The organism is Pilimelia anulata, from assembly GCF_014647895.1.
Taxonomy (GTDB): domain Bacteria; phylum Actinomycetota; class Actinomycetes; order Mycobacteriales; family Micromonosporaceae; genus Pilimelia; species Pilimelia anulata.
Genome location: NZ_BMQB01000009.1, coordinates 124,675 through 134,867, shown reverse-complemented (window position 1 = coordinate 134,867; position 10,193 = coordinate 124,675). Strand labels below are relative to the sequence as shown.

Here is a 10,193-nt window from a genome sequence, read left to right as displayed (position 1 = left end):
TGCGTACCCGGCGGCGTGTGATCGACAACGCCTTCCGCGCCGGGGTCTTGCGCTCGGATGACCTAGTAAGTCTATAGTGTTTGTAGGAATTATCGGCGGGTCGCGTTCCCCCCTCGCGCAGCCGATGCGGCCCACGAGAGCGCCGGGAGGGTGCCCGATGAGCGAACTCGTTCTCGTCTCCCGCCGGCACGTCGACCTCGGGCGCGTAGCCAGCTCCCTGTGTCCGTGAGTTGACGTCGGCCGCGCCGGCCGACCGTCCCGTCCGCACACCCCCACGGCGCCCGTCCGGGCGCCGGATGGCTGTCCGCCGTACCCGGAGAGACGCATGTCCGTACGCCCCCTGCACTTCGCCGCCTTCGTCATGAACACGACCGGCCACATCATCCAGGGCACCTGGCGCCGCCCGACGGCGCGCCAGACCGACTTCAACAGCCTCGACCACTGGGTCGACCTGGCGCGGACCCTGGAGCGCGGCCGGTTCGACGCGATCTTCTTCGCCGACGTGGTCGGCCTCTACGCGCCGTACCGCGGCGACGAGCGCACGTACGTCGAGGCGGGCCTCCAGGTGCCCAGCAACGACCCGTCGGTGCTGGCCAGCGCCATCGCGTACGCCACCGAGCACCTCGGCATCGCGTTCACGGCGTCGATCCTGCAGGAGCACCCGTTCAACTTCGCCCGGCGGATCTCCACCCTGGACCACGCCAGCAGGGGCCGGATCGCCTGGAACATCGTCACCAACTACCTGCCCAACGCCTCCCGCAACTTCGGCCTGGACGGGCTGACGGAGCACGACGAGCGGTACGCGTGGGCCGACGAGTACGTCGACGTGGCGTACAAGCTGTGGGAGGGCTCCTGGGCGGAGGACGCGCTGGTCCAGGACCGGGCCACCGGCATCCACGCCGATTACGACAAGATCCACCGGATCAACCACGAGGGCCCGCGGTACCGGGTGGAGGGCCCGCACCTGGTCAGCCCCTCGCCGCAGCGCACGCCGCTGCTGTTCCAGGCCGGCGCCTCCGAGGCGGGCCGCACCTTCGCCGCGCGCAACGCCGAGGCGATCTTCATCGTGGCGCCGAGCGTCGGGGCGGCCGCCCGGGACACCGCCGACATCCGCGCCCGCGCCGTCCGGCAGGGCCGCGCGCCCGGCGACCTGAAGTTCTTCCAGGGCCTGCACTTCGTCGTCGGCTCCACCGAGGCGGAGGCGAAGCGCCGCAGCGCCGAGCTGGACGAGTGGATCGACCAGGACGCGCAGCTCTCGCACATGTCCGGCGCGATCGGCATCGACTTCGGCCACGAGGACCTCGACCGGCCCGTCGGCGAGCTGCGGACCGAGGGCGTGCAGTCCATCCTCGGCTGGATCAGGGACCTGGTCACCGACCGCGAGCCGACGCTGCGCGACGTCGCCCGCTACACCTCGCACAACGGCCGGGTCACCGGTACGCCGGAGCAGATCGCCGACCAGCTCGACCGCTGGCGGGCCGCCGGGGTCGACGGGATCAACGTGGTCAACGCCGAGATCCCCGGCAGCTACGAGGACCTGGTCGACCACGTCCTGCCGGTGCTGCGCGAGCGCGGCCTGGCCCAGCGCGAGTACGCGCCGGGGACCCTGCGGGAGAAGCTGTTCGGCCGGGGCGACCGGCTGCCCGACAGCCACCCCGCCGCCCGCTACCGCGGCGCGTTCGCGCCCGCCGGCGCCGGGGGAGCGGGGGCGTGAGCGGCCGGAAGCGGCTCATCCTCAACCTGTTCGAGATGAACTGCGTCAGCCACATCACGCACGGGCTGTGGCGGCTGCCGGACAACAACCGCGAGCGGTTCAACGACATCGAGTACTGGACCGAGCTGGCCCGGCTGCTGGAGGACGGCGGCTTCGACGCGGTCTTCCTGGCCGACGTGCTCGGCACGTACGACGTGTTCCGCGGGTCGGCGGCGACCGCCGTGCGGGAGGGCCTGCAGATCCCCAACAACGATCCCGCGTCGGTGGTGCCGGCGATGGCGGCGGTGACGAAGCACCTGGGCTTCGGGATCACGTTCTCGACGACGTACGAGCCGCCGTTCTCCTGGGCCCGCCGGCTGAGCACGCTGGACCACCTGACCAAGGGCCGGGTGGGCTGGAACATCGTCACCTCGTACCTGCCCAACGCCGCGCGCAACTTCGGCCACGACGGCGAGGTCGACCACGACCTGCGGTTCGAGATCGCCGACGAGTACCTGGACGTGCTGTACAAGCTGTGGGAGGGCTCCTGGGACGAGGACGCGATCGTCGCCGACCGCGCCGGCAACGTCTTCGCCGACCCGGCCAGGATCCGGCCGATCCACCACGAGGGCCGCTGGTACAAGGTGGAGGGGCCGCACCTGCCCTCGCCCAGCCGGCAGCGCACCCCCGTCCTGTTCACGGCGACCGCCAGCGCGGCCGGCACGGCGTTCGCCGGCAGGCACGCCGAGGTCGTGTTCACCGGCGGCCCGACGACGGAGTTCCTGCGCACGACCATCGACAACATCCGGGCGGCGGCCGTGGCGGCCGGCCGGCGGGCCGACGACGTCCGTTTCGTGACCATCGCCGGCGTGATCGTCGCCCCGACGGAGGCCGAGGCCAAGGCCAAGCTCGCCCGGTACCAGGAACTGGCCAGCGCCGACGGCTACCTGGCGCACACCAGCCTGCCCTGGGACCCGACGGCCTTCCCGCCGGGGACCAAGGTCAAGGACGCGGCCACCGAGGACGGCGGCCGGGTCGGCCGCTGGCGGGTGGTCGACCCGGAGCAGACCGTCGGCGAGTTCGCCGCCGGCTTCGGCGACCTCGGCCGCCAGCCGCTGCTCGCCGTCGGCGACCCGGAGCAGGTGGCCGACGAGATCGAGCGCTGGCTCGACGAGGTCGGCATCGACGGCATCAACCTGCTCCAGTACCACTCGCACGACACCGCCCGCGACTTCATCGAGCTGGTCGTGCCCGTCCTGCGCGAGCGCGGCCGGCTGCGCCGCGGGTACGACGCGCACGAGACCCTGCGCGACCGGATCTTCGGCGCCGGCGACCGGCTGCCCGAGCGGCACGTCGGCGCCCGCTACCGCGGCGGCGCGCACCTGCCGGTGCGCGGCATCGCCGAACAACCGAGCACCACCATCGATAAGGAAGCACAGTGATGACCCGACGGACCCGACGCAGCAGTGCCGGACTCGCCGCCCTCCTCCTCCTCGCCGCCGGCGCGTTCGCCGGCTGCTCCAGCGACGGCGCCGACGCCGCCGGTGGCAGGCCCGGGACCGGCGGCACGATCGTGTACGGGCACGTCCAGGAGCCGCCGTGCATCTTCGGCGGCTGGATCCAGCAGGCGTACCTCTCCCGGCAGGTGCTCGACGGGCTGGTCACGCTGGCCGACGACGGCACCGTCAGGCCGTGGCTGGCGACCGCGTGGACGGTCTCGCCGGACGGCACGAAGTACACCTTCACCCTCAAGGACGGCGTGAAGTTCACCGACGGCACCCCGGTCGACGCCGCGGCCATCGCCTGGAACTTCGACCTGTGGGAGAACAAGGGCGGCAACAGCACCGCGAAGGTCTCCATCGACCCGTACTTCAAGGCAGCCCGGGCGGTCGACCCGACGCACGTCGAGATCACCCTGAGCCAGCCGTACCCGCCGTTCCTCACGCTGATTACCCAGGGGTACTTCGGCATCCAGTCGCCGACGGCGTTCAAGAGCCGCGGCGAGAAGGAGAACTGCGAGCAGCCGATCGGCTCCGGCGGCTTCACCGTGGCGGAGTGGAAGCACGGCCAGGAGGTCGTGCTCGCCAAGAACCCGAACTACACGTCCTGGCCGGCCACCGCCAAGCACCAGGGCCCGGCCATCGTGGACCGGGTGCGGTGGAAGTTCATCGCCGACGGCGTGGCCCGCTACGCCTCGCTGGGCACCGCCGAGTCGCACGTCGTCTACGAGGTGCCGACGGTGAGCTGGAAGGACGCCCAGTCCCGGTACGAGACGATCAAGTACATCACCCCGGGCAAGCCGGTCTCCTTCTACATCAACAACAAGGTCGGGCCGTTCACCGACAAGGCCGTCCGGCAGGCGTTCGCCTACGGCGCCGACCGCAAGGCTGCGGTCGAGGCGGGCTTCCACGGGGTGATCCCGTACGAGGGCAACCCGTCGGTCAGCCAGTCCACGCCGGGCTACGACCCCGAGGTCGCCAAGGCGTACCCGTACGACGTGGCCAAGGCCAACCAGCTCCTCGACGGCGCCGGCTGGACCACCCGCAACGCCGCCGGGGTGCGGACGAAGGCCGGTCAGCCGCTGACCATCAAGCTCGTCTACGGCGCCGGGTTCATCTTCACCGCCGAGGGCGCCACCGTCCTGCAGGTGCTGCAGGAGCAGTGGAAGCAGGTCGGCTTCGACGTCAAGCTGATCCCGGCCACGCTGGCCGAGCTGTGGGGCGGCAAGTACGGCGACCCGAGCACGTTCGACGCCACGCCGTCGTACTGGACCAGCCCCAGCTCCGCGATCCTGTGGATCGTCTGGCGCCCGTCCACGCCGGCCCTGCCGAACTTCAACAACCGGTCGTTCTACACCAACACCTCGCTGTCCGCGGTGATCCAGCAGGCCAACCGCGAGGCGGACGCCACCAAGGCGAACGCGCTCTACGGCCAGGCCCAGAAGCTGATCCAGGACGACGCCGCGGGCATCGGGCTCTACACCCAGAACTCGACGTACGCGGTGGCCCGCAACCTCAGGGACGTCTGGCTGGAGAAGAGCCAGGGCGAGCCGGTCTTCTCCGACGCGTACTTCACGGAGTGAGACGACGATGAGTGGACAATGGGGTCCGCGGGTCCGGCGGCTGGCGGTGAAGGCCGTGGCGTCCGTGGCCGTCGTCGTGGCCGCCGCCTCGGTCACCTTCTTCGCCCAGCTCGCGGTGCCCGGCGACCGGGCCACCGTGCTGATGAACATCCAGTCCGGGCAGGAGAAGAAGTGGACGGCCGAGGAGCTGGCCCCGGTCAACGCCCGGTACGGCTTCGAGGACCCGATCGCGGTGCAGTACCTGCGCTACGTCTCCGGCCTGTTCCGCGGTGACCTGGGCACGTCGTACACGCAGAAGCGGCCGGTGGCCGAGGTGATCGGCGGCCAGCTGCTGCCGAGCCTGACCCTCACCCTGGCGGCGCTGGCGGTCGCCTGGGTGCTGGCCCTCGGGCTCACCCTGCTCACGGTGAAGCGGGGCCGGTTCCTGACCAGCCTCGGCGCGACGATCGAGGCGGTGTTCGCGAGCCTGCCGCACTACTGGGTCGGCGTCGTCCTGCTGGTGGTGTTCGCGGTGCAGCTGCGGGTGTTCCCGATCATCGGCGGCACCAGCGCCCGGGGGACGGTGCTGCCGGTGCTGACCCTGGCGATCCCGCTGGCCGGGTTCCTCGGCCAGGTGACCCGCGACGAGTTCCGGCAGGTGCTGGAGCAGCCGTTCGTGACCACCGCCCGGACCCGGGGGATGTCGGACCCGGCGGTGCGGCTGCGGCACGTGCTGCGGCACGCCGTCCTGCCGGCGATCACGTTGTCGGGCTGGGCGCTCGGCGCGCTGATCTCCGGCGCGGTCATCGCCGAGAACATCTTCGGCCGGCCGGGGATCGGCCAGGTGCTGGTCACCGCGGTCAACACCCGCGACCTGCCGACCGTGTCCGGCATCGTGCTGGTGGTCGCTGCCGTGTACGTGGTGGCCAGCCTGCTGGTCGACCTCGCCTACGCGGCGGTCGACCCGCGGCTGACCGCCGCCCGGAGCGTCCGGTGAGCGCCGGGGTGTTCGCCCCGGCCCGGGGCTGGGTGCTGCCCCGGCTCGGCCGGCTGCCCTCCGTGGCGACGGTACTGGCGCTGCTGGTGGTCGGGCTCGTGGTGCTCGCGGCGCTCGCGCCCGGGCTGCTGCGCGACGGCAGCCCCACGGCGATCGACCTGGGCTCGACCCTGCGGGCGCCCTCGTGGGCGCACCCGTTCGGCACCGACGACGCCGGCCGGGACCTGCTCACCCGGGTCATCCACGGCGCGCGCCAGTCGCTGGGGATCGGCCTCGGGGCCACCGCGCTGGCGTTCGTGGCCGCGATCGTGCTGGGCTTCACCGCGGCGCTGGCCGGGGGCTGGGTCGACGCGGCGGTCACCCGGGTGCTGGAGGTCGCGTTCGCGTTCCCGGTGCTGCTGCTCGCGCTGCTGATCATCACCGTCCGCGGGCCGTCGGTGGCCACCGCGATCATCGCGGTCGGCGTCGGCTCGGCGCCCGGGTACGCGCGGATGATCCGCGGCCAGGTGCTCGCCGTCCGGCAGGCCGGCTACATCGAGGCCGCCGCGGCGCTCGGCCACGGCCGGTTCACGGTCATCCGCCGGCACCTGTTCCCGAACGCGATGCGGCCGCTGGTCGCCGTCGCCACCCTCGGCGTCGGCCAGTCGATCGTCTGGGCGTCCGGGCTGTCGTTCCTCGGCCTGGGCGTACCGCCGCCCAGCTCGGAGTGGGGGGCGCTGCTGGACGCCGGCCGGCCGCACATCACCACCTCCTGGTGGCTGGAGATCCTGCCCGGCCTCGTGATCGTCCTGGTGGCGCTCGCGGTGACCTCGCTGGGCCGCACCCTGCAGGACCGACTCGGAGGAGCCGCCTGATGACCACCCTCGACTACCCGCGCGCCGAGCGCGCGGACCCGGCCGCCGACGGCGACGACGCGCCGGCCGCCGACGGGGAGCCCGCCGCCGCGCTGCTGCGGGTGGAGAACCTGCGGGTCTCGTTCGCCGGGGCCGAGGTCGTCCGCGGCATCTCGTTCACCGCCCGGCCGGGGCGGTGCCTGGCCATCGTCGGCGAGTCCGGGTCCGGCAAGAGCGTCACCGCCCGCACGATCGTCGGGCTGACCGGCCCGGCCTCGCGGGTCACCGCCGACCGGCTGGACCTGGCCGGCACCGACCTGCGGCACACCTCCGAGCGGGCCTGGCGGGCGGTGCGCGGCAGCAGGGTCGGCTTCGTGCTGCAGGACGCCCTGGTCTCGCTGGACCAGCTCCGCCGGGTCGGCGACGAGGTGGCCGAGCCGCTGCGGCTGCACGGCTGGGGCACCCGCGCCACCCGCCCCGCCAAGGCGGTCGACCTGCTCGCCGCCGTCGGCGTGCCCGAGCCGGCGGTGCGGGCCCAGCAGCGGCCGTACGAACTGTCCGGCGGGCTGCGCCAGCGGGCCCTGATCGCCTCGGCGATCGCCCTGGACCCGCCACTGCTCATCGCCGACGAGCCGACCACCGCCCTGGACGTCACCGTGCAGGCCCAGGTCCTCGACCTGCTCGCCGCGGCCAAGGAGCGGGGCACCTCGATCATCCTGATCAGCCACGACCTGTCCGTCGTGGCCCGGCTGGCCGACGAGGTGGCCGTCATGCGCGACGGCGAGATCGTCGAGCACGGCCCGGTCCGCCAGGTCCTGCACGCGCCGCGGCACGAGTACACCAGGGTGCTGCTCGACGCGATCCCGTCGGAGCACACCCGCGGCACCCGGCTCACCCGCCCGCCCGCCGGCGCGGCCGCGCCGGCCGACGCGGCGCCGACGCGGACCCGGCGGCCGGTGGACCGGGGTCGGCCCGTGCTGACCGCCCGCCACCTGACCAAGGTCTTCCGCGGTCCGGACAAGGTGGACCGGACGGTCGTCGACGACGTCTCGTTCGAGCTGTTCGGCGGCGAGACCCTGGGCATCGTCGGCGAGTCCGGCTCCGGCAAGACCACCACCGCCCGGATCGCGCTGGCGATCCTCGGCGCGACCGCGGGGGAGGTGCTGCTGGACGGCCAGCCCTGGTCGACGCTGACCGCGGCGCAGCGCCGACCGCGGCGCAAGCAGATCGGCGTCATCTACCAGGACCCGCTCAGCTCGTTCGACCCGCGCTGGTCGGTCGGGCGGATCCTCACCGACGCGCTGGCCACCGGGCCCCGCCCGCCGAGCGCGAAGGCCGAGGCCCGCGACCGCGCCGTCCGGCTGCTCGAGCAGGTCGGCCTGCGCGAGCAGCACCTGGCCGCGGCGCCGCTGCGGCTCTCCGGCGGACAGCGGCAGCGGGTCGCCATCGCCCGGGCGCTGGCGCCGGACCCGGCGGTCGTCGTCTGCGACGAGCCGGTCTCCGCGCTCGACGTCTCGATCCAGGCCCAGGTCCTCGACCTGCTCGCCGACCTGCAGGACGAGCTGGGCGTCAGCTACCTGTTCATCTCGCACGACCTGGGGGTGATCCACCACGTGAGCGACCGGATCCTGGTGATGAAGGACGGCCGGGTGGTCGAGGACGGCACCGCCACCGACGTCTTCGAACAGCCGCAGCACCCGTACACCCAGCGCCTGCTCACCGCCCTGCCGCGGCTGGCCCGGGCATGACCCCGGCCGGGACGGACCTCGGGATCACCGACCAGGAACTCGCCGACCGCTTCGCCCCGGTCCACGCGCGCATCGCGGAGAAGGCGGTGGAGCGCGAGGCCGACCGCCGACTGCCCGGCGACGAGGTCGGCTGGCTGCGCGAGGCGGGCTTCCTCAAACTGCGCGTCCCGCGCGAGTACGGCGGGCTGGGCGCGACGATCCCGCAGCTGGTCGAGCAGCTCGCCGAGCTGGGCCGCGCCGACTCCAACCTGCCGCAGCTGCTGCGCGGCCACGTCGGCTTCGTGGAGAACCGGCTGACCCACCCGGACCCGGCCACCCGGGAGCGGTGGCTGCGCCGGGTCGCCGCCGGCGTCCTGGTCGGCAACGCGCAGAGCGAGCGGACCACCGCGTCGTGGTTGGAGCCGGCGACGACCGTCCGGCTGGACGGCGACGCGGGCTGGCGGCTGGACGGCCGCAAGTTCTACTCCACCGGCAGCCTGTTCGCCGACTGGATCCAGACCACCGCGGCGCTCGGCGACAGCCTCGCCGACGTGCTGGTGTCGGCCACCGCGCCGGGGGTGACCCGGATCGACGACTGGGACGGCTTCGGCCAGCGGCTCACCGGCAGCGGCACCACGGTCTTCGACGACGTCCCGGTCGCTGCCGAGGACGTCGAGGTGCTCGACGTCGCCCAGCGCGCCAATTCCTCCCTGTTCGCGGTCTTCCAGCTCGTGCACCTGGCCACCCTGGCCGGGATCGGCCGGGCCGCGCTCGCCGACACGGTGGCGTTCGTGAACGGCCGCACCCGCAACCTGTTCAACCCGGTGCACGCGTCGCCCGGCGCGGATCCGCAGGTGCAGCAGGTGGTCGGCCGGGTCGCGGGGGCGTCGCAGGTCGTGGACGCCGCGACGGCCGCCGCCGCGGCGGCGGTGCAGGCCATCCACCTGGACCAGCGCGCGGGGCGGGCGACGCAGGAGGGGTTCGACCGGGCGGACGTGGCGGTGTACGGCGCGCAGGGCGCGGTGATCCGGCTCGTGCTCGACCTGACCACCGAGCTGTTCGAGGTCGGCGGCGCGTCGGCCACCGCCGAGCGGTTCCGGCTGGACCGGCACTGGCGCAACGCCCGCACGGTCGCCTCGCACAACCCGGTGATCTACCGCGACCGGATCGTGGGGCAGTACCTGCTCGACGGTACGAGCCCCGGCTCGACCCACACCCGCACGCGGGACCCCGCGGCCGGGCCGGACACCGAGGGGGAGCAGCCATGACCAGGACCCCGCAGCAGCGCACACCCACCGACCGGCTCCCCGCCGACCCGGCCGCCCCGGCCGCGGCCGCGCTGCGGACCAACCAGGACCTCGACCCCGGTCGGCTGCGGGAGGTGTTCGGCATCTACCCGAGCGGGGTGGTGGCGGTCGCCGCCCTGGTCGACGGCGTGATCGTGGGCCTGGCGGCCAGCTCGTTCACGTCGGTCAGCCTCGACCCGCCGCTGGTGTCGTTCTCCATCGCCAACACGTCCCGGACGTGGCCCGACCTGCAGCGGGCGGCCCACCTCGGGGTCACGATCCTGGCCGACCACCACTCGGCCGTGGCCCGGCAGCTCGCGGGCGCGGTCGACCAGCGGTTCGCCGGCCTGCCGCTGACCACGACCGCCGACGGCGCGGTCACCATCGACGACGGGCTGGCCCAGTTCGAGACCACCATCCACGACGTCCTGCCGGCCGGCGACCACACCATCGTGCTGCTGCGCCTGCACGCCGCCCGCCGCGGCGCGCCGGCCGACCCGTCGCCGCTGGTCTTCCACCGCAGCCGGTTCGGCCGGCTGCACCCCGGCGAGGGGCCGGTCCGGCCGCCGGCCTGAGCCGGGCTCGTGCCTCCGGCG

General features: G+C 73.6%; 9 protein-coding genes. All 9 read left to right on the top strand.

Features of this window, described 5'->3' with window-relative positions; all coding sequences use genetic code 11:
• The first annotated feature begins 124 nt into the window (after window positions 1–124).
• The 9 genes from IEY94_RS24385 to IEY94_RS18775 all read left to right on the top strand — a co-directional run bounded on the left by IEY94_RS24385 (window position 125) and on the right by IEY94_RS18775 (window position 10,172).
• On the top strand, window positions 125–229 hold the full coding sequence (locus IEY94_RS24385; protein WP_373291321.1) for a putative leader peptide: 105 nt from the start codon (window positions 125–127) through the stop codon (window positions 227–229).
• Between the two features lie 96 nt (window positions 230–325).
• Complete coding sequence (locus IEY94_RS18810; protein WP_189171544.1) at window positions 326–1,714, top strand: LLM class flavin-dependent oxidoreductase; 1,389 nt, start codon at window positions 326–328, stop codon at window positions 1,712–1,714.
• Window positions 1,711–3,135, top strand: coding sequence for an NtaA/DmoA family FMN-dependent monooxygenase (locus IEY94_RS18805; protein ID WP_229784250.1), 1,425 nt, complete (start codon window positions 1,711–1,713; stop codon window positions 3,133–3,135). Before IEY94_RS18810 ends, IEY94_RS18805 begins: the two co-directional genes overlap by 4 nt.
• Window positions 3,135–4,775 carry an ABC transporter substrate-binding protein gene (locus IEY94_RS18800; RefSeq protein WP_189171543.1) on the top strand — a complete coding sequence of 547 codons (1,641 nt, stop codon included), beginning with the start codon at window positions 3,135–3,137 and terminating at the stop codon, window positions 4,773–4,775. Before IEY94_RS18805 ends, IEY94_RS18800 begins: the two co-directional genes overlap by 1 nt.
• A gap of 7 nt (window positions 4,776–4,782) precedes the next feature.
• On the top strand, window positions 4,783–5,751 hold the full coding sequence (locus tag IEY94_RS18795) for an ABC transporter permease (RefSeq protein ID WP_189171542.1): 969 nt from the start codon (window positions 4,783–4,785) through the stop codon (window positions 5,749–5,751).
• Window positions 5,748–6,605 carry an ABC transporter permease gene (locus IEY94_RS18790; RefSeq protein WP_189171541.1) on the top strand — a complete coding sequence of 286 codons (858 nt, stop codon included), beginning with the start codon at window positions 5,748–5,750 and terminating at the stop codon, window positions 6,603–6,605. The genes IEY94_RS18795 and IEY94_RS18790 overlap by 4 nt, the downstream gene beginning before the upstream one ends.
• Entirely contained in the window at window positions 6,605–8,332 is a 1,728-nt protein-coding gene (locus IEY94_RS18785) for a dipeptide ABC transporter ATP-binding protein (protein ID WP_189171540.1), read from the top strand. The genes IEY94_RS18790 and IEY94_RS18785 overlap by 1 nt, the downstream gene beginning before the upstream one ends.
• Window positions 8,329–9,579: an acyl-CoA dehydrogenase family protein gene (locus IEY94_RS18780; RefSeq protein ID WP_189171539.1), complete on the top strand. Its 1,251-nt coding sequence runs from the start codon at window positions 8,329–8,331 to the stop codon at window positions 9,577–9,579. The genes IEY94_RS18785 and IEY94_RS18780 overlap by 4 nt, the downstream gene beginning before the upstream one ends.
• On the top strand, window positions 9,576–10,172 hold the full coding sequence (locus tag IEY94_RS18775) for a flavin reductase family protein (protein WP_189171538.1): 597 nt from the start codon (window positions 9,576–9,578) through the stop codon (window positions 10,170–10,172). The genes IEY94_RS18780 and IEY94_RS18775 overlap by 4 nt, the downstream gene beginning before the upstream one ends.
• Window positions 10,173–10,193 lie beyond the last annotated feature (21 nt).

What these genes read in the sequence shown, in the direction of transcription:
- IEY94_RS24385 (WP_373291321.1), top strand. Translation starts at nt 125, where the DNA reads ATGCGGCCCACGAGAGCGCCGGGAGGGTGCCCGATGAGCGAACTCGTT.
- IEY94_RS18810 (WP_189171544.1), top strand. Translation starts at nt 326, where the DNA reads ATGTCCGTACGCCCCCTGCACTTCGCCGCCTTCGTCATGAACACGACC.
- IEY94_RS18800 (WP_189171543.1), top strand. Translation starts at nt 3,135, where the DNA reads ATGACCCGACGGACCCGACGCAGCAGTGCCGGACTCGCCGCCCTCCTC.
- IEY94_RS18795 (WP_189171542.1), top strand. Translation starts at nt 4,783, where the DNA reads ATGAGTGGACAATGGGGTCCGCGGGTCCGGCGGCTGGCGGTGAAGGCC.
- IEY94_RS18785 (WP_189171540.1), top strand. Translation starts at nt 6,605, where the DNA reads ATGACCACCCTCGACTACCCGCGCGCCGAGCGCGCGGACCCGGCCGCC.
- IEY94_RS18780 (WP_189171539.1), top strand. Translation starts at nt 8,329, where the DNA reads ATGACCCCGGCCGGGACGGACCTCGGGATCACCGACCAGGAACTCGCC.
- IEY94_RS18775 (WP_189171538.1), top strand. Translation starts at nt 9,576, where the DNA reads ATGACCAGGACCCCGCAGCAGCGCACACCCACCGACCGGCTCCCCGCC.